This is a genomic window from Sphingobacterium sp. LZ11T8, assembly GCF_024261425.1.
Taxonomy (GTDB): Bacteria; Bacteroidota; Bacteroidia; order Sphingobacteriales; family Sphingobacteriaceae; genus Sphingobacterium.
Genome location: NZ_JANBZY010000001.1, coordinates 379,012 through 399,585 on the forward strand (window position 1 = coordinate 379,012; position 20,574 = coordinate 399,585).

Here is a 20,574-nt window from a genome sequence, read left to right on the forward strand (position 1 = left end):
TTTAATAATTTTGCGATTGAACTTTAGATTTAGTGTGACAACAGACAGCATGAAAAACTTTTCAAGTTTCCTTATATTACTTTTATTAGCTTGTACATTTCAGGCTAATGCCCAAGAAAAACTGATTGACCGCGTGGTGGCGACTGTGGGTTCCGGAATTATTTTGCAATCAGATGTTGACATGCAATATTCGCAGTACCTAGCCAACGGCGGAACGCCAAGTGAAGACTTCAAGTGTACCGCTCTTCAACAATTGATCATGACCAAATTGCTTTCACAACAGGCCGTATTGGACTCTGTGGAAGTTTCTGAATCTGAAGTTGACGACCAATTGAATGCACGTATGCGTGAAATGACGCGTAGAGCAGGTGGTAAAGAAATATTAGAAGCCTTTTTAAAGCGTTCGTTGTTGCAGTACAAAGAAGAGATGAGACCTGTCCTTTCGGAGCAGATCAAAGCTGAAAAGTTCCAGAACACCATCATTAGCAAGGTTACAGTTACTCCTCAGGAGGTAAAGAAATATTTTGAAGGGTTGAACCAAGATAGCTTACCGGCTTTCAACACGGAAGTGGAGATCGGTGAAGTGGTGATCTATCCGGAGTTGACCAAAGAAGAGAAAAACGTATTTAGGGAGAAGGCTGAAGGATATCGTAAGCAAATCATGGACGGAACTGACTTCGGAACGGTTGCCCGTTTCTATTCGGAAGATCCAGGATCGGCAGTGCAAGGGGGTGAATTGGGTTTCGCACCGCGTGAAAACTACGTGAAAGAGTTTTCGGCTATGGCCTTTAGATTGAAAGAGGGCGAGATTTCTCCCGTATTTGAAACGGAATATGGATTCCACTTCTTACAGGTATTGGAGCGCCGTGGTGAAGAGGTAAATGCTAGGCACATCCTTGTGACTACCAAACCAACTACTGCTAGTATGGACAGGATCAAAGGTAAAATTGATTCGATCTATGATAACGTACATTCTGGTAAATTACCATTCAGTACCGCAGCAACAAGATATTCAGATAATAAAGAGACCAAATTCAATGGCGGTATGGTGGTTAACCAACAATCAGCATCCCGTTCTACCTTGATCCCAGTGGATATGTTGGAAAAAGAAGTGTTCATGGCAATCGACACCTTGAAAGAAGGCCAATTGTCTAGACCATACCCATTCCAAGATCCTAGAACAGGTAAGTCTGGCTATAAGTTCACTTACTTGAAAACAAGGATTCCGCCACACAAAGCAAGCTTGGAGCAAGATTTTGCAAAGATCCAAGAAGCTGCTCAGGAGGATAAAACCCGCAGAAGCTTAAGTGAATGGTTTGAGAAGAAAACAAAGAACACCTTTGTTCACATCAACAATGAATTTGCAACTTGTGATGAACTGCAGATGTGGATTACGCCAGCGAGTGAGAACCTGGCCTCATCGAAAGAAGATTAAGAAAAATTAAATGATAAAAGAAAACCCCGATCGATTGATCGGGGTTTTTCTTTTATATTATTTTGTCCTGTTATCTTTCGAACATCATTTCTAAGATCACTTTCCATTGGAACTCGCCAGTTAGTTGCCAGATACGGATATAACTGAATTTTACCACCTTGTCCTTAAGGCCTACGGTAGCTGTTCCGGAAGTATAGGCATATTCACCGCTATAGGCACGGCCTACCTCGGTAGGATCAGTATCGATCTCGATTCTTTCTTTCTTCAGGAAGGCCAATACATTGTCCCTACCTTCGATCTCATTCTGCCAAGGGAAGTAGAAGCGGGCATCATCTGCCAAAAACTCTTTATAGCCTGTTTTAGTATCCGCTTTTAGAATAGTAGAGAAGAGTTCATCTGTTTGCAGAACGACTTCCTCACGCTGCTCTAAGCGCTTTACAGAGCGATGTTTTAGGTATGCTTTATCATCGGGTTCGTAATATTCCAAAGGACTGGCTTTCTTCTTGCCGTAGTTTTCTACTTCGGCGCGAAGGTGCGCTCTCCAGTTTCCCTTTCTGTCACGATGCCAAACCGTAAGGTACTGTCCAAAACGTTTGATGGAACCCATCTTCTGGAATTCGGTAGGTCCTGAGGTTACTCCCCAGTCCAGACTCCTTGATACAAGAACAAAGTTGGGGTTCCAGGAAAGACGATCTGGAAGATTGGGCCTATTATCTAAATAGTTGGCTGCATTGACTGGTGAAGGCACAAGGAAAGTAGATTCCTTGTCAATGATATATTTAAGTCCAGCATAGGGACTTTCTGTTTTTGAAAGATTCGCTGCTGTTCTATCAACCGAAAGAAGCCCCCCTACCTTCTCAGGTAGTTGGGCAAAACTCGAAAAAGAAATTAGCGTTGCGGCTAATAGAGTTAAGCCTTTTTTATTAATCATTACTGTAAATTTTACCTTACTAATCAAATCTTATTCCAAAGTGTCCCATCCTTACTATCTTTCAGTTGGATACCTACGGAATTCAATTGTTCGCGGATACGATCGGAGGTCACGAAATCCTTGTTTTTCTTGGCTTCATTACGCATATTGATGATGATTTGCATCAGGTCATCCATATTGTCACCTTCGCCGATCTGATCATCTTTTAGCCCTAGAATGTCGAATACAAACTCTTGCATATATTTCTTCAGCTCGTTGAGGTCTGCTTCGGTAATCGTCAATTTCCCATCATAGATGGAGTTGATGATACGCACGGCCTCAAATAACTCAGCTATTAAAACTGGGCTGTTGAAATCGTCATCCATGGCAGCATAGCTGCGTTTCTTGATTTCAGCCAAGTCACCGAAATTGGAAGATTTGGACGGTACAACTTTTTCTAATAAGCCGATAGCTGCCATCAGACGTTTATAGCCTTTATCTGCAGCATCCAAAGCATCATTGGAGAAATCCAATGTACTTCTGTAATGGGCCTGCAACATAAAGAAGCGTACGGCCATAGGTGAATATCCCCTGTTCAAAAGTGGATGGTTACCTGTAAACAGTTCTCCCGGAAGGAAACCATTTCCTGCAGATTTGGACATCCTTGTCCCATTCACGGTCAACATATTGGTATGCATCCAATATTTTGCCGGTGTGGTATGGTTACATGCTTCAGATTGTGCGATCTCATTGGTGTGGTGGGTTGCTGCCAAGTCCATTCCACCGCCGTGGATATCGAATTGATCGCCCAGATATTTCCTGCTCATTGCTGAACATTCGATATGCCATCCGGGGAACCCTACTCCCCAAGGAGAAGGCCAACGCATGATATGCTCTGGTTTAGCCTTGATCCATAAGGCGAAATCAAGTCTACCGCGTTTCTCATCCTGTCCACCCAACTCGCGGGTATTGTTCAATAGATCTTCTAGATTTCTATTGGTCAAGATGGTGTAGTTATATTCTTTGACGTATTTCTCTACGTCGAAATAGACCGTACCATTCACTTCATAGGCAAAACCATTCTTGATGATTTCCTGTACCATTTCAATCTGCTCAGAGATGTGACCGGTGGCAGTTGGTTCAATGCTTGGTGGAATGGTGTTGAATAGACGCAGTACATCATGGAATCCTATGGTATATTTTTGAACGATCTCCATGGGCTCCAATTGTTCAAGCTTCGCTTTTTTCGCAAATTTATCATCCCCCTCGTCATTGTCTCCCTCTAAGTGCCCAGCATCTGTGATATTACGCACATAACGTACTTTATATCCAAGGTGCAACAAGTAGCGGAAAATCAAATCAAAGGAAACAAAAGTCCTACAGTTCCCAAGATGCACATCACTGTACACAGTGGGTCCACAAACATACATCCCCACAAGGTTAGGATGAATGGGTACAAACTTTTCTTTCTTACGGGTAAGGGTATTGTATAATACTAAATTATGCTCCATACGACGGTTGAAACTAATTATTTTTGTCTAAAGAATATCTGGATTGGCACTCCTGAAAAGTCAAAGTTCTCGCGCAGTTTGTTTTCGATAAAACGCTTGTACGGATCTTTGATGTATTGAGGCAGATTACAGAAGAAAGCAAACATTGGCGATCTTCCTGGTAATTGCGTTACGTACTTAATCTTAATGAATTTACCCTTGGTTGCTGGGGGTGGATACCTTTCGATAATCTCCAACATCACATCATTCAATTTAGAAGTAGGGATCTTTTTGGTTTTATTGTTATAGACCTCCATAGCCGTTTCTACGGTCTTGAAGATACGTTGTTTCTCCGTTACGGAAGTAAACAGGATTGGAACATCCGTGAATGGAGCAATCTTGTTTTTGATAGCTTGCTCAAATTCCTTGGCTGTTTTATGGTCTTTTTCAATGGTATCCCATTTGTTTACCAAAATCACGATACCCTTTTTGTTTTTCTCTGCCAAGTGGAAGATATTGATATCCTGCGCTTCGATACCGTCTTTGGCATCAATCATTAAGATCACCACATCGGAATCCTCCAATGCTTTAATGGTACGCATGACCGAATAGAATTCGATATCCTCGTTCACTTTGGATTTTCTTCTCAATCCAGCAGTATCCACCATCAGGAACTCATGTCCAAATTGATTGTAATGGATACGGATGGAATCTCTGGTAGTCCCTGCAATTGGAGTTACGATATTTCTTTCTTTACCTAACAATGCATTCGTCAAAGAGGATTTACCAACGTTAGGACGTCCAACGATAGTAAACTTAGGCAATTCGGTATCATCTTCCTCTTCGTTTTCAAAATTAGAGACCACTTCGTCAAGGAGTTCACCAGTACCTGAACCAGTCATGGATGAGATATTAAAGATCTCACCTAATCCAAAGGAATAAAACTCTGCTGAATCATGGGTCTGTTTGGCGCTATCCACCTTATTGGCAACGACATATACCGGTTTTTTGCTTCGACGCAACATATTTGCGATCTCATCATCTAAATCGGTTACTCCAGTAGTGACATCCACTACAAATAAAATAACGGATGCCTCATCGATGGCAATCAAAACTTGCTCTCGAATGGCTGCTTCAAAAACATCATCTGAACCATGAACAAAACCACCTGTGTCGATCACTGTGAATTTCTTTCCGATCCATTCCGCTTGTCCATAATGTCTGTCACGGGTAACCCCGCTGTAGTCATCTACGATAGCTTTTCTACTCTCTGTCAAACGGTTATATAAGGTCGATTTACCAACATTGGGTCTCCCTACAATTGCTACGATATTTGCCATATTTCTTTCTATTCGTTACCTCACGGCAACGTTTTCAGGTATCTTGTAAAGGTACAAAGTTACGGATAAATCGCACATCTTGCGTGAGAAATCAGAAAATGACAGCTTTATGGACAAATAATGGACTTCGCTCTTTTTCAATCTCCTCTCGGGAGAAATCTTTTATTGTACTTTGGCCTATTTTTTTTCAAAAAAATAGGCCGTCCCTGAAGGGGATGGCCTAAAAATAGTTTTGAAAATTAACAGTTAGAAATGTTATTAAGAATCTCTATAGAATTTCCACTAAGTAATTTTACTTAGATGATTATCTCTACAAAGACATCTGACTTCGTCAAATTATGCTGAAAGATAGAAAATTTATTCCTAAAACTTAAATAATTCCAGGAGGAAATTTTAACCTGATTTATTAGATAAACTTCTTTAATCAGTTGAATAATAGAGTTTTTTAACATAATCGAAATCTTAATAACTCATGAATGCAAACGAATTGTTACACTATTCTTTTCAAGAAAGAAATGTATCCCAAAAGACAAATTAACACTACGTAGGTCTACCCCCTGCAAATATCATAATTCTCTAAAGTTTTTTTTAATATGACAAATAAAGTCCCAAAACTTTAATGATTTGATGGTGTAAATCAAAAGAGCAGTCTGGTATAGCTGCTCTTTTGGTATTAATAATATGTTCTAAGGATTCTGTTTCAGGACACCGTTGGAAAGTACAATCTGCTGCTCTGGAATAAATTCTATTGCTTGATTGCTCTTCGCGTCGATGGTCAAGATTGGAGTTGTTCCTGAAGTATGGGTTCCTGGATATTTTCTATCCATGAGTTTACCATTCCTGAACACATCGAACTTTCTATGTCCTTCCCAAGCAAGCTCCAATTTTCTTTCTTCCAATACGACATCCAGAGCTGTCTTCCCATTTAAGTTGGAAGCTGTCCAAAGTCCTGCTGTTGGAATTCCGGCTCTTTGCCTGATTAGGTTTACATCTTTCAATGCTGAAGTTACATCGCCTAATTTCGCACTGGCTTCCGCACGGATCAGATAAACTTCAGCTAATCTGGAAATAATCGGCGACCATAAATGCGCTTGGCCTTCCTGACCGGAACATTTCATCACATAGTATTTCAGATAACCGTTACGGTTTGCCAATTTCTTGTCAATCAAAACTGTTCTTTTCTTACCTGCAATTTGAATATAGTATTGGAAAGCTCCGGCTCCGTTAGATTCTTTGATCAGGTTCTTTTTAGCTCCAGCTTCCGTATAAGAATAATCCGTTCCAGCCTGGGTAACTTGCACACTCGCATATTTGAAATCATCAGTGACGTAATATGCATGCAATTCATTCGCTTTTTCAACAACTGGCTGGATCATTTTATAGCGGACATCTTCGGGATATTTCCTGACTTCCTCCAAATAGGTCCTGGAAGCATACATCTCCCCCCAACCTGATCCTTGGATATTGGCATACATGGATCCAATCGTACTCCATCCATCATCTGGGTAATCAATATCCTTTACGAATTTGATGGCAAAGATGTTTTCCCTGTTCTCTTCCGGAGTGGAAACGGTTAATTTATTGTAATCAGCCCCCGCCAAAAGCGAAAACTTACCGGATTCAATAACCTTATTCGCATATTGAACGGCTTTTTGATTATCGCCTTTGAACAGGTAAACCCTCGCCAACAATGCCTGTGCTGCATAAACATTTCCATATACATTGCTTTTATAGGATTTGAACATACCTTCTGCTTTCAAGAGGTCCTTCTCCAGTTGATCGTAGACCTCCTTAACGGTATTACGTGGCAGGATCTCGAATGGATCATCGGATAATTTAATCGGCACAGCCAAAGATTGTGGATCTTGGGTATAAGGCTTGCCAAACACATTTGCCAAATAGAAATACATCAGGCTTCTCAAGTAAAGATTCTCGGCGATCATCTGATCGACCTCATCACTTTCACCTTCTTTCAATTTCTGAAGCAATAAATTGGTTCCCGCAATTACACGGTAAGAGTTTTCCCAATAGCTATTGACCCTTGCATTATTGACAACTCTTTTGTAGTTGTAGTTATAAAACAGGTTATCGGTAGTTGTTCCACTTAAAGAGACATTGTCTCCAGGATATTCTGTAACACGGTGCCAATTTTCAACCCAACCTTTCAAGGTGTGGTAATTCCCCAAATGTAAAGCTTGGATAGCACCTTCAGTGTTTTCGATCGATTCATTGGTCATCGCATCATAAGGCTCCTTATCCAAAGAACAAGATGTCATCAACAGACCAACGACCCCACTTAATATGAATAATTTCTTCATCTTTCTTTCTTTTAAAATGTTAGGTTAAGCCCGAAAATCAAGCGTTTTGGTGCAGGATATTGCGAGGTAGCATCACCACCTCCAGCCTTATCTGCTGAATTATCATTTCCTAAGATCGCAGCTTCTGGATCTAGACCTGAGAACTTGGTTGAAGTCCAAAGGTTATCTCCAGATAAATAAACGTTCAATCCTTTTAATTTCAATTTGCTAACCAGGCTTTCCGAGAAGGTATAGCCTAATGTCACGTTTCTCAATCGCAAGAAATTCGTGCTTTCCAAATACCTAGAAGAGGTTTTGTTGGAAAGACTGGTATTATTGTACTCCGCTCTTGGATGTGTAGCATTCGGATTTTCAGCGGACCATCTTGACCAGCCATCCATCAGGATCATTTGATTGTATGACGCATAGGCACCATCTGAATCGAATAACTCTCTGGCAGCATTATAGGTTACACCTCCGTTTTGATAAGCAAAGCTGGCATTCAGGTTGAAACCTTTATAGTTCATTGCCGAGTTGAAACCACCCTGGAACTTAGGTGTTGCTGCTCCAACAAACTGCAATGCAGCATCGTTATAGTTAGAGGTGGTTGAAACCTCTCCAGTATTCTCGTCAATGGTTTCCCAAAGTGGATCACCATTCTCAGGATCAACTCCGGCCCACTTACGCATGTACCAAGAGTCAACATCATGACCTTCAGAGAATCGCATATTGCCTTTAGGAATATCCTGACTGTCTTTCAAGGAGGTAATTTTGTTGTTGTTATGAGCGACATTGACACCTAAATCCCATTGGAATGGGTTTTCCGGACTGAAGACCGAACCACTCAGGGCAACTTCCACCCCACGGTTCCTCAATCCACCGATGTTCAACCAATACCCATCCCATCCAGCAGTTGAAGGGAACTCCACATAATAAAGCAATCCGCTGGTGTTTTTATTGTATAAATCAACTGACAGGTTCAGTCTATTGAACATGCCCAGTTCCAAGCCTAAATTGGCATCGTACGATTTTTCCCAACTCACATTTGCATTCTGGAAGTTCTTCTGAATCGCTGCCGGCTCGCCATTGTATTGGGCATTTAGGCCATAGGTTGCGAATGAAGAGTAATAATCGATCGGCACGTTTCCAACTCCACCATAGGACGCTTTCAGACGTAACAGGTTGATGGAAGGAACATTAAAGAAAGCTTCATTATTGATATTCCAGGCACCACTTACGGAATAGAAAGCACCATACTGTTGGTTCTGGCCAAATCTTGAAGATCCATCCACACGGAAGGAAGCCATCAGGTTATAACGGTTATCATAACCATAAGTACCCTGCAAGATTCCAGACTGGAAAGAATAATCATTTTTGGTTCCGCCAAAATCAAGAACGCTAGCTGCATTCCCTAGGATCTGTGATCCTGGAGCAATCCCCTTACCCTTAGCATTCAGACTTGAATACACATAATCAGAGTATTCATAGGCTGCAAAACCTGAGACCGTATGTTTGCCGAACGTTTCATTATATTTCAACATCTGGTTAAAGAACCTGGTGATGCGCTTATCAGAAAATTGGTAGATGGTTCCTTTATCATTTCGACCAGCATTCGAATTCGGATCCGCATAACTCATGGTTGTCTGGTTATAATAGGTCAGGTTGTTCATGGATTCGAAAGTGAATCGATCTGAAATCCTATACGAGAAATCAAAGTTACCCTGCATATCAAAAGTCTGCCCCTTACCGTAGTTATATTGTAGGTCATACAAATAGTTGGTATGGTCACGACCTAACCAAAGCACATTGGCATCGGCATCTTGCGGATTCTTGATTGTTCCATCTGCATTGTTTGGGTTGTCCCATGGCAAATAGAACATCATATTATATAGTGAATGTTGTTTGTCCAGATAGGTGGTGTAAGCCGCGTTCAACTTAGGCTTGAATGTCAAGCGATCGGTCAATTTATGTTCCACATTGAAACGTCCGGTCATCCTTTCAAAATCATAACCTTTCAAAGATCCCTTTTCACCGTAGTAATTGGCACTTGCAAAAACGGAGGTCTTTTCGGTTTTACCCATGTAATTTGCCGAGAAGTCGTTCACTGGTGCGGTTTGAGTACCGTTTTTGATCCAATTATAATCGTTGTTCAGGACATCCTGGGTTACATTCGGATCAATATCTTTTTGATTAGGAAAAGTTTGATAATAATCCCAAAGCTCTTGAGAGTTCATCAGCTTAAACTGCCCGAAGTTGAATTTGCTGACACCAGAAGAAAGGTTTACCGAGAAAGTCCCTTCACCTTCGCGCAAGGCTCTTTTGGTGGTCACGACGATTACCCCGTTGGTACCTCGGGAACCATATTGCGTGGTAGCTGCGGCATCTTTCAATACCGAAATAGTCTCGATATCATTTGGGTTAATATTGGCAACACCGTGCGTGATAACACCATCCACTACCCATAAAGGGTTTGTTCCCGAAGAAAGGGAGCTTCTACCCCTGATCTTAACATTTGCTTGTTGCCCAGGTCTACCTGTTCCAACCACATCCACACCTGCAACCTTTCCCTGCAAGAGGTTAGAAACATTCGGAGACTTGCTGTCTTTCAGTTTCTTTTGATCTAAGGAAACGATGGACGCACTGATTTCTCCCTTTTTCTGCGTAGAATAACCTGTCACCACCACTTCATCAATATTCTCTTCACTCGCACTCAGCTCCACATTCAGGGTAGCACCTGTTACGGCCACTTCCTTTTTCTCATGGCCTAAGGCAGAAAACAGCAAAGTCTGACCTGTTTCAGCGCCGATACTGAATTCTCCTTCTGCATTGGTAGAAGTCGATTTACTAGGATCTTCCTTCACGGTTACTGTCACCCCTGGCAGGACGACACCTCCTGAAGTCACCTTTCCCTTTACCTCCTGTTGAAAAGCATGGATTTCCTTTTTATCCTTACTAAGATCATTGGCAACAGAATATCCACCTGATAGACTCAACCCTAAAATAATGGCTCCTGTAACTAATTGAGATCTTTTCAATGGAAAAAATGGACTTGAAAATCTCTTTATCATAATTAATCTATTAAATAAAATTTAGTAATAAGCCGTAGGCCCTATCACAACTTAGACGCAGGAAGGTAAAAGTTTATAGAAAAGATTAAATGAATATTTCACAACGAAAACGTTTGCATAAAATAAGCAAACGTTTGCATAAACAACCAAGTGTAACTTTATTGTAAAGCTTTAATCAACGGAAGGTTAAATCTTAATTTTTGTCTTCAGATAAGGATATACAAATACAGCCGCCAAGACAATAACAGCACCAAAATAGAAGCCTGTACTCATCGCTTCTTTCTGTCCAAATATCAGTAATGCTAAAATAATCCCATAAACAGGTTCCATATTTGTCGTCAGGGCAACCGTAAAGGCAGATAGTTCACGCATTACCGCAACCCCCAACACATAAGCGATTGCAGTACAAACCACTCCCAATAACAAAAGATACAATAGATCAGATTGACTGAGAATCATCTGTTCATCGAAATCCCCTGTAAACAGCATGACCAAAGAAACGCCGATCCAAGCACCGACCATCTCATATAAGGTAATCGTCGTCGGACTTCCTTTCTTTACCATTCTGGCATTCAATATAGAAAATATACTGGCACAGAATGCACAGGACAAACCATAAACGATACCCCAGAAATATTTGAACTCAAATTTAAAGATCAGATAGATTCCGAAAATGATCACCAATCCAACGATCACATCAGCAATGGAAATCCGTTTCCGGTTTATGATGGGCTCTAATATGGCTGTAAACAAGGTCACTGAAGAAAGGGTAACCAAAGTAACCGATACGGTAGACACCTTGATGGCATGAAAGAACAGAACCCAATGCAAACCTACGATGACTCCCACACCCAGATACTGCAACAGCTGATCTTTGGGAACCAACAGGGACCTCTTGGTAAAAAGATAGTACAGCACCAACGAAACCGCAGCAATCAACACCCTGTACCATACCAAATGTAGGGCAGAAACGGTAATCAATTCGCCCAGAACACCTGTAAAACCCCAAATTAATACGGTAAAGTGCAATATCAGTGTATTGCGGTTAATGGTTAACTGTGACATGGTTTGTTATGCTTATTTAGGAGCCTTTTTCAACAGATAAAAACTCAATATCAAGAAAATGACATTGGGGATCAATACAGAGATCAGAGGGTCCAATCCTCCTTTGATGGAGAACATACTTGAAAATCGTTCAAGCACGATATATATACAGCTCAAGCCGATACCTAGTCCTAAGCTCAAGCCAATACCACCACGAACTTTCTTGGATGATAGGGAAACTCCGATCAAGGTCAAGATAAAAGCCGAAAATGGATTTATGATTCTTTTATATTTTTCGAGCAGCAATTCGTTCATCATCCCGGTCCCACGAACTTCCTCCTTACTGATACGTTCATTGAGCTCATGCTGGTCCATCGTGGTAAACACGTCCTCATAGGATTCGAAATCCTGCGGGCGCATATCCAAGGTTGTATCCTTTTTCTCACCACTCAGCATCTCCTCCTTCAATCCCTTGATTTCTCTCGTGGTATAGGTGTGCAGACTCCACTTCCCTGCCACGGAATCCCAAGTCACGCGCTCTGCCATCAACTTTTCCAACATCTTGTCCCCGTCAAACTTCTCCAAACTAAAATTATATCCTACCTTGGATTTCGTATCAAAAGAGCCCATATATACATAGGTGTTTGAATCCACCTGCATATGTATGGAAGAAGAGGTTGTACTCACCTTATTGGGCTTGACATAGACGTTTTCAAAATTCACCTTCACCTTATTGGTAAAAGGGATAATGTAGACATTGGACAACAAAGTCATTCCAAATATCAAAGCTGCACAGATCATGTATGGCCTCAGCAACCTATTAAAGCTCATCCCACCACTTAGGATCGGCACAATCTCTGTCTGATCGGCCATCTTGGAAGTAAAGAAAATTACGGCAATAAAGTTGAACAGCGGAGTAAGCATGTTGATAAAGAAAGGCAAACTTCCCAATGCATAGTATTCAAAAAATACCTGCGTCATGGTTGCCCCATATTTATTGAAATCATCGATCTTCTCCGAAATATCAAATATCACAATCACGACACAGAAGATCGCCACTGTGAAAACAAAAGTAGACAAGTACTTTTTCATGATATATCGATCGATGATCTTAAACATGCGCTTTCTTTCGAATTATAGTCTTTGACCTAATACTGGAACCATTTTATTTTTCCAATCATAAAACGTTCCATCAATGATCTTTTCCCTTGCTTGATTAACTAACCAAAGATAAAAATGTAAATTATGTAATGAAGCGATTTGTGCTCCTAAAATTTCTTGCGACCTGATCAAATGTCTCAAATAAGCTTTTGTATGGATCTGATCTACCATCAAGTCTGATTCCGCTTCGATAGGGCTGAAATCATCCTTCCACTTTTCATTCTTGATATTGATGATACCATTTTGGGTAAAGAGCATTCCGTTTCTCGCATTCCTGGTCGGCATCACACAGTCAAACATATCGATACCTAACGCTATATTTTCCAAAAGGTTCACTGGAGTACCTACACCCATCAAATATCTTGGCTTATCATGCGGCAAGATATTGGTCACTACCTCAGTCATCGCATACATCTCCTCAGCCGGCTCCCCTACAGAAAGTCCGCCGATTGCATTCCCCTCTCTATTGAATGAAGCAATGGTCTCTGCCGATTTCTCACGCAGATCTTTATAAACCGAACCTTGAACGATCGGGAACAAAGTCTGATCGTATCCGTATAAAGGATCTGTGCTATCAAAACGATCACAACAACGCTTTAACCAACGGTGGGTCATTTCCATGGACCTTCTTGCATAGCGGTAATCACAAGGATAAGGTGTACACTCATCAAATGCCATAATAATATCGGCACCGATGATACGCTGTGTATCCATCACGTTCTCTGGAGTAAACAAATGTTTTGAACCGTCGATATGGGACCTGAATGTCACCCCCTCTTCCTTGATCTTCCTTACTTCAGTCAAGGAATATACTTGGTAACCTCCCGAATCGGTTAAGATCGGACGGTCCCAATTGATAAATTTATGCAGACCTCCGGCCTTATTCAACACATCCAATCCTGGTCTTAGGTACAGGTGATAGGTATTCCCTAAGATGATCTGTGCTTGAATATCATTTACCAATTCATGTTGATGCACCGCCTTTACCGTTCCGGCAGTACCAACTGGCATAAAAATAGGTGTCTGTATCTTTCCGTGAGCAGTTTCAATCTCTCCGGCCCTTCCTTTTGAAAATTTATCTTGTGCTTGAAGCGTAAAATTCATAGTAATCCTTAATCGACCGCAAAAATACTATAAAATTCTTAGCGAATGGCATATCAGCCCTTTAATTCGCATTTCTTAACAATTAACAGAAATTTGGGCGATAACCTGTATCTTTGAACCTAATTTTATGGGTTTAATATTCTATATCGATCTCGATCTATCGCTTATTCCTTATGGAGTCTTGGCGCTTTTGTTGATAATCCAACTCAACTATATTCTGTTTGTATATGGAAAATTGGCTTTCTACAAGATCAAACCCAAGCAAGAAAATGCAGCCGATAAGCAAGTTTCTGTTATCATCTGCGCACATAACGAACAAGAAAATTTAAGGACTTATCTTCCAGCTATTTTAGAGCAAGATTATCAAAATTTTGAAGTCATCGTCGTCAATGATTGCTCAGAAGATGATACCAAATGGGTTTTAAAGGAATTTGCAGAGCAATATACCCACCTCAAGATCGTTGAGATCAAGGAGCATATCCAATTAAAGCACAGCAAGAAGTTCGCCCTAACGATGGGGATCAAGGGAGCCCAATACCCTTACCTCCTGATGACGGATGCCGATTGTCAACCTACTAGTAGCAATTGGTTGCGTGAAATGGCTGGGTCCTTCCAAGAAAACAAGGAGATTGTGCTGGGCTACTCGCCATACTTCAAATTTCCAGGCTTTTTGAATCGACTAATTCGCTTTGAAACGAGCCATACCGCTATGAGCTATTTGTCGTATGCTTTAAAAGGAAATGCATATATGGGCGTAGGGAGAAATCTTGCTTATACAAAGGAGCTGTTTTTTAAGAACAAAGGATTTACCGAGCATATGCATATCAAATCAGGGGATGATGATCTTTTTGTGAATGCAAATGCCGACAAACACAATGTTGAGATCAATATCCATCCCGATGCCTTTGTTTATTCTGATCCTAAACGGACCTGGAAAAGCTATTACAAACAAAAAGCTAGACATTCGGGAGCTTCGACCTTATATAAAGGTCGCCATAAACGCATGTTGGGCACGCAATTGATCAGCGCCCTGCTGTTTTATCTGATGATAATCGTTTGTGTCGCAAATGGACCATCCTATTGGTATTTGGCTTTGGGTGCTTACCTGATCCGACTGATCTGCCAACTCTTGATCTTCAACCCAATCTACAAAAAACTAGCCGTCAGCGACCTCTTAATCTGGTTGCCGATATTAGATCTATATTATTATTTTTACATCTGCTTCAATGGATTGTTCAATCGTTCCAAAAAGCAGGTCTCTTGGAAATAAAAACCCTTAATTTATTACATCGTGAACCCTACTGTCGACATTATCTATAACTACTTCCCGAAACTGACGGAAACCCAGAAAGAACAATTTGCCAAATTGGAAGAACTATATCCCTTATGGAATGACCAGATCAATGTGATCTCCAGAAAGGATATCGAAAGCCTGTACCTGAAACATGTGCTGCATTCCTTGGCAATAGGAAAGTTTGTGGGTGAATTTGCACCTAATACAAGAGTTCTAGATGTAGGTACCGGAGGTGGTTTTCCTGGAATCCCATTAGCGATCCTATTTCCAGAGGTTAAATTCCATTTGGTGGACTCTATCGGCAAAAAGATCAAGGTAGTTCGCGAAGTAGCAGAAGGTTTAGGCCTTACGAATGTCGAAGCAGACCATATCCGTGCCGAGCAATTGGACTATAAATATGATTTTGTGGTATCCAGAGCAGTTACCCGTTTAGGCGACTTTATTCCATGGGTAAGAAACAAAATTGAAAAACAAGATAAAAATGGTATTCCTAATGGCATCCTTTATCTGAAAGGTGGTGATCTGAAAGAAGAAATCAAAGAAGCCAGAGTAAAAGCTGAACTACACCCTATATCATCTTATTTCAAAGAAGATTTCTTTGATACCAAGTATGTGATGTATATCCCGATGTAATTGACTGTTTACTTTCAGCTACTTAATAAAAAGGCGAATTGAAATAGGCACAGGGGGAGAAGATTTTTAATGTTATAAAAAAAGCAACCACAAATTGGTTGCTTTTTTTATAAAGATACTTTTAAAAATCTTAGAAACGCTAGAAAAACTAACCCCTTTTCCCTCCTGCAATTCCTTCATAGCTTCTAGGGTCTCTTTGCTGGTTATACTGCTTTGAGAAACTATTTTTCCATTTAGCTTCTTCAGAAGCTGTTTGAATAGTTTCGTTCCTTTTTCGGGCATTCAATTGTAAAGATTTTCTTGTCCATATTACCTATTGATTAATGATATTATGTCTATTGCTCACATAGAAGCAAAGATGTTGCCCTTCAACAACCCTACTTCTCTTCCACGTTCTTATTGATCTCAGCCCCGATCAAATTAATCTCCTCATCCATCCCAAACAAGGGCAAGCCACTCTCTGGATTCAGTTTCAACCAAGTGGTTTCAGTATCTTTTATGATCTGTACATATTCCTTCCCATCCTTAAAAACAGTATAGGTATCCTCCTCATCCGGAAAAACGGAATAGGTTACGCCTCCAACTTCGATATCAAAAGGTTCTTGCATTTCCATGGTATTTCTTTTTCAGCAAAGGTAATCAATTATACTTTATAGATATTGCATAAGGTGTATCGAATCCCTATCTTTAATTCTAAGCTAACCAAAATGAATGCAATAGAAAAAATTGCCTTAACCAAGATCAAAGGTATAGGCCCGAAAACAAGCCGTTTGTTACTCGCCTACTGTGGAAGCTTGGAAGAAATATTCAAATGCCCCCAAAAAGAACTTAAACTTATTCCTGGCTTACAAAAAGTCGCAATCGAACAATTGATTTCCAAAGCCTATCTGAAAGAAGCTGAGGAAGAATATCAATTTATGGAAGAGAACGATATACAGCTCCTATGGTTTGAAGATGAGAACTATCCCGCTCGGCTCAAGCATTGTGAAGATACTCCGTTGATCCTCTTCCAAAAGGGCAATTGCAACCTGAACCATGCTAAATCCATCAGTATCGTAGGCACCAGAAATGCGACCTCCTATGGCAGAAGGTTAACCGAAGAACTGGTCCATGATCTTAAGGAATTAGGAGTCTTGGTGGTTAGTGGCTTGGCATACGGCATCGATATTATGGCCCATCGGTCTGCAATGCACGAAGGCTTGGAGACTGCCGCTGTCCTGGCACATGGTCTGGATAGAATATACCCTTTTGAACACCGTGAAATAGCCGAAGAGATCAGCAGGCATGGTTGCCTCTTAAGCGAGTACCCTTCTGGAACCACTGCTGAAAAGACACACTTCCCGATGCGGAACCGTATTGTTGCAGGCCTATCCGATGTGACAGTCGTCATGGAGGCGGCCAATAAAGGAGGCGCACTGATCACCGCGGATATCGCCAATAGCTATAATCGGGATGTATGTGCCTTTCCAGGCTCGGTCGACCTCTACTATTCGGCAGGCTGCAATGAACTCATCCGATCCCATAAAGCGCACCTGATCCGAAATGCCAAGGACCTGCTCAACCTGATGCAATGGGATGAACCCGAAAGCAAGAACAAAAAAAATGTACAGCTCCCGTTAATTTTTGAATTAACTAAACAAGAACAACGAGTTTTTGACTATCTTAAAGACTGCAAAGAGTCTCATATTGATGATATTGCCGCTTACTGCGAATTTCCGCAGAGCAAACTAGCTATGATCCTCCTGGAGATGGAAATGAATGGAATCATTCAGACCTTACCAGGAAAACGTTATAAACTACCTTAAACCTAATCTTCTTTTATGCAAGAACAAGCAAGTAAAAAAGGAATTTGGAAAGTGATTGGTGCCTCCTCCTTAGGGACACTGATCGAATGGTATGACTTCTTTATTTTCGGAAGTCTTTCCATTGTTATTTCCACTAAATTCTTCCCCTCGGACAACCCAACCGCAGCCTTCCTGTCAACCTTGGCCACCTTTGCCGCTGGCTTTGTGGTCCGTCCTTTCGGCGCACTATTCTTTGGAAGATTGGGCGACCTGATCGGAAGGAAATATACCTTCATGGTCACCCTGATGCTTATGGGAGGAGCGACCTTCCTCATTGGCTGTATCCCCAGCTATGAAAGCATTGGTTTTCTGGCTCCATTGATTGTCTTGATCCTGAGACTCCTTCAAGGGCTTGCCTTAGGAGGTGAATACGGAGGGGCTGCTACCTATGTGGCCGAGCATGCTCCGAATGGAGAGCGTGGATATTGGACCTCCTGGATACAAACGACGGCTACCTTTGGGCTGTTCATTTCCTTAGTGGTCATCTTACTGACTAAACTTGTTCTGACCGAAGCCCAATTCGACCATTGGGGCTGGCGCGTTCCTTTTCTTCTTTCCATCCTTATGGTCTATGTATCATACCTGATCCGTAAGAACATGGATGAGTCCCCGGAATTCAAGAAAGCAAAAGCCGAAGGGAAGACCTCCACTAATCCACTGAAAGAAAGTTTTGGAAATAAGTACAATCTAAAGTTTGTCCTATTGGCTCTATTTGGCGCAGCAATGGGCCAAGGTGTGGTGTGGTACACCGGACAGTTCTATTCCATGAGCTTTATGAAAACGGTCATGTTCCTCGATTCCGATCAGGCTGATATTATTTTAGGGATTGCCCTGCTCTTTGGCACCCCATTCTTTGTGGTCTTTGGCAGGCTTTCGGATAAGGTCGGTCGAAAATGGGTCATGCTCACCGGTATGTTATTGGCGGTACTGACCTATAGGCCAATTTACCAAGCCATGTACCAGATTACAAACAGTCAAAACAAACAGGAATTGGTTGATAAAAGAACGGAAACCATTATTCCTGTGAGTGCAGATAATGAGCATGAGATCAAAGCGCTGACCCGATATTACGATGATGGATCACACAGCATCGAAAACACCGATACAGTCAAGGGTACCAGCAAGACTACAGTCTTTTTAGCTGGATCCAATTATGTTAAACTGATTGCATTAATCTTTATACAGATCATCTATATCACCTTGGTTTATGGTCCTATTGCGGCATTCTTGGTCGAAATCTTCCCTGTAAAAATCAGGTACACCTCCATGTCCCTACCGTACCATATCGGAAATGGAATCTTCGGCGGACTATTGCCGGCCGTTTCCACTTATTTGGCCACGAACGCCAAAACAGCGGCCGATCCGACTTTTTACTTGGAGGGCTTATGGTACCCCATCATTATTTCGGCGGTCTGTTTTGTCATAGGCGCCCTATACATCAACAAAAACATGGTTGCAAAAGATTTGAATTGATATGGAGAGCATTAAAAAAATATTAGGGATCCTTTGGATAGCTTTAGCGCTACTTGCGGCATATTTCTGCATTGCCAAATTTGGCTTGCCAAAAATTATTTCCGGAAAGCAAGAAGACGTTGTATTTGGGATTATTATTCTGTTTATCCTCACGCCGATCATCTCGATTGGCCTTGGAGTCTTTGGATATTTCGCTCTGAGGGGCGAATATCAGAAGGAAAAAATGTAATTTTCAGGTTGAATCTCAGCCTGATACGTCCTAAATGCGATTTTCTTTTCGAAAAGATTAATTTTTTGTTAATTTTGCCGTGGGTAAGTCCTCTACGACCAGCTCCCATTGACTCCCCCAGGTTGGGAACAAAGCAAGGGTATTTGGTTGAGCGGTGCGATAGAGGGAGCTTACCCATTTTTTATTGGCCTAAACTCTCCTTTATTTCCTTCATTTCGTTTTCTAAATACACATATTAGATATTTTTCGTTTATTTGTAAACCGAATTAACATGAGTCTATGAGTTGGTTTAAAAGAAACAAAGCAGGTATACATACTGCAACAGAAAACAAAAAAGAGGCACCTGATGGGATGTGGAACAAATGTCCTAACTGTAAAAAACCTCTTTTGAATGTGGAACAAGTTGAAAACAAGTATGTTTGCCATTACTGTGATTACCACATCCGCATTGGATCAACTGCCTATTTCTCCATATTATTCGACAACAACGAATTCACTGAATTATTTCCGAACCTGAAAGCGGGTGACCCATTAAACTTTGTGGACACTAAACCTTACAAAGACAGATTATTGGATAGTCAAGCGAAAACGGGTCTGAACGATGCCTTGAGATCTGCCGTTGGTAAAGTTAACGGGCAAGACCTTGTTGTAGCTTGTATGGATTTCTCCTTTATTGGGGGGTCAATGGGTTCTGTAGTTGGAGAAAAAATCTCTAGATCCATCGATTACTGTATCGAGCATAAATTACCTTTTATGTTGATCTCTAAATCTGGTGGTGCCCGTATGATGGAAGCCGCATTCTCCTTGATGCAAATGGCTAAGACCTCAGCAAAACTAGCCCTTTTAGCTCAAGCTAAATTACCTTACATCTGTTTATTGACTGATCCAACCACTGGTGGGGTAACAGCATCTTATGCCATGTTAGGTGACATCAATATCGCTGAACCAGGTGCATTGATCGGTTTCGCTGGACCTCGTGTCATCAAAGAAACCATCAAAAAAGACCTTCCTAAAGGTTTCCAAACTTCAGAATTCGTTCTGGAACATGGTTTCCTAGACTTCATCGTCGACAGAAGACAATTAAAAGAAAAAGTATCCACTTTCCTTAAAATGGTAAAGTAGAGTTACTCTAAACATATTGGAAAGCGAGCTAGACATGGCTCGCTTTTTTTTATCCCTAATCTTCTCCCTTACTTGACCCTTCCATTTTGGAGTCTGCTTCGAGAATCATTCGAGACATATTCGAGAAACC

The 20,574-nt window shown here is 41.2% G+C and carries 16 protein-coding genes and 1 other RNA gene; 8 read left to right on the forward strand and 9 right to left on the reverse strand.

Annotated elements, in window-relative coordinates:
- The first annotated feature begins 49 nt into the window (after positions 1 to 49).
- A complete protein-coding gene (locus NLF99_RS01590) occupies positions 50 to 1,435 on the forward strand; it encodes a peptidylprolyl isomerase (RefSeq protein WP_254526516.1) in 1,386 nt (461 codons plus the stop codon).
- A 70-nt stretch (positions 1,436 to 1,505) separates the two neighbouring features.
- On the opposite strand, the gene NLF99_RS01595 is transcribed toward NLF99_RS01590, so the two are convergent.
- The 8 genes from NLF99_RS01595 to tgt form a co-directional block, all read right to left on the reverse strand.
- The gene (locus NLF99_RS01595; protein WP_185211273.1) at positions 1,506 to 2,366 is read right to left on the reverse strand and encodes a DUF4440 domain-containing protein; all 861 of its coding nucleotides are present in this window, start codon (positions 2,364 to 2,366) and stop codon (positions 1,506 to 1,508) included.
- 23 nt (positions 2,367 to 2,389) lie between these two features.
- Positions 2,390 to 3,856 carry a cysteine--tRNA ligase gene (gene cysS / locus NLF99_RS01600; protein ID WP_185211274.1) on the reverse strand — a complete coding sequence of 489 codons (1,467 nt, stop codon included), beginning with the start codon at positions 3,854 to 3,856 and terminating at the stop codon, positions 2,390 to 2,392.
- 17 nt (positions 3,857 to 3,873) lie between these two features.
- A complete protein-coding gene (gene der / locus NLF99_RS01605; RefSeq protein WP_185211275.1) occupies positions 3,874 to 5,175 on the reverse strand; it encodes a ribosome biogenesis GTPase Der in 1,302 nt (433 codons plus the stop codon).
- A 686-nt stretch (positions 5,176 to 5,861) separates the two neighbouring features.
- The gene (locus NLF99_RS01610; RefSeq protein WP_254526517.1) at positions 5,862 to 7,493 is read right to left on the reverse strand and encodes a RagB/SusD family nutrient uptake outer membrane protein; all 1,632 of its coding nucleotides are present in this window, start codon (positions 7,491 to 7,493) and stop codon (positions 5,862 to 5,864) included.
- A gap of 11 nt (positions 7,494 to 7,504) precedes the next feature.
- Positions 7,505 to 10,540, reverse strand: coding sequence for a SusC/RagA family TonB-linked outer membrane protein (locus tag NLF99_RS01615; RefSeq protein ID WP_254526518.1), 3,036 nt, complete (start codon positions 10,538 to 10,540; stop codon positions 7,505 to 7,507).
- Positions 10,541 to 10,726: 186 nt separating this feature from the next.
- On the reverse strand, positions 10,727 to 11,605 hold the full coding sequence (locus tag NLF99_RS01620; protein ID WP_185211278.1) for a DMT family transporter: 879 nt from the start codon (positions 11,603 to 11,605) through the stop codon (positions 10,727 to 10,729).
- A gap of 12 nt (positions 11,606 to 11,617) precedes the next feature.
- On the reverse strand, positions 11,618 to 12,703 hold the full coding sequence (locus NLF99_RS01625; protein ID WP_093100532.1) for an LptF/LptG family permease: 1,086 nt from the start codon (positions 12,701 to 12,703) through the stop codon (positions 11,618 to 11,620).
- 15 nt (positions 12,704 to 12,718) lie between these two features.
- Complete coding sequence (gene tgt / locus NLF99_RS01630; RefSeq protein WP_254526519.1) at positions 12,719 to 13,849, reverse strand: tRNA guanosine(34) transglycosylase Tgt; 1,131 nt, start codon at positions 13,847 to 13,849, stop codon at positions 12,719 to 12,721.
- A gap of 127 nt (positions 13,850 to 13,976) precedes the next feature.
- Between tgt and NLF99_RS01635 the strand changes: the two genes are divergently transcribed.
- Together NLF99_RS01635 and rsmG are read left to right on the forward strand one after the other, a co-directional pair.
- Entirely contained in the window at positions 13,977 to 15,119 is a 1,143-nt protein-coding gene (locus tag NLF99_RS01635; RefSeq protein WP_254526520.1) for a glycosyltransferase, read from the forward strand.
- A gap of 21 nt (positions 15,120 to 15,140) precedes the next feature.
- Positions 15,141 to 15,776, forward strand: a complete 636-nt coding sequence (gene rsmG, locus NLF99_RS01640) for a 16S rRNA (guanine(527)-N(7))-methyltransferase RsmG (protein ID WP_254526521.1) — start codon at positions 15,141 to 15,143, stop codon at positions 15,774 to 15,776.
- A 377-nt stretch (positions 15,777 to 16,153) separates the two neighbouring features.
- Here the strand turns inward: rsmG and NLF99_RS01645 are convergent, their stop codons facing one another.
- Positions 16,154 to 16,390, reverse strand: coding sequence for a hypothetical protein (locus NLF99_RS01645; RefSeq protein WP_254526522.1), 237 nt, complete (start codon positions 16,388 to 16,390; stop codon positions 16,154 to 16,156).
- 93 nt (positions 16,391 to 16,483) lie between these two features.
- Between NLF99_RS01645 and dprA the strand changes: the two genes are divergently transcribed.
- From dprA to accD, 5 genes are all read left to right on the forward strand, one after another.
- A complete protein-coding gene (gene dprA / locus NLF99_RS01650) occupies positions 16,484 to 17,581 on the forward strand; it encodes a DNA-processing protein DprA (protein WP_254526523.1) in 1,098 nt (365 codons plus the stop codon).
- A 15-nt stretch (positions 17,582 to 17,596) separates the two neighbouring features.
- Positions 17,597 to 19,093, forward strand: a complete 1,497-nt coding sequence (locus NLF99_RS01655; RefSeq protein ID WP_185211285.1) for an MFS transporter — start codon at positions 17,597 to 17,599, stop codon at positions 19,091 to 19,093.
- Position 19,094: 1 nt separating this feature from the next.
- Positions 19,095 to 19,322: a DUF6814 family protein gene (locus tag NLF99_RS01660; protein WP_254526524.1), complete on the forward strand. Its 228-nt coding sequence runs from the start codon at positions 19,095 to 19,097 to the stop codon at positions 19,320 to 19,322.
- A gap of 81 nt (positions 19,323 to 19,403) precedes the next feature.
- Positions 19,404 to 19,501, forward strand: an RNA gene (ffs, locus tag NLF99_RS01665) — signal recognition particle sRNA small type.
- 100 nt (positions 19,502 to 19,601) lie between these two features.
- Entirely contained in the window at positions 19,602 to 20,444 is an 843-nt protein-coding gene (accD, locus tag NLF99_RS01670; protein ID WP_094255578.1) for an acetyl-CoA carboxylase, carboxyltransferase subunit beta, read from the forward strand.
- Positions 20,445 to 20,574 lie beyond the last annotated feature (130 nt).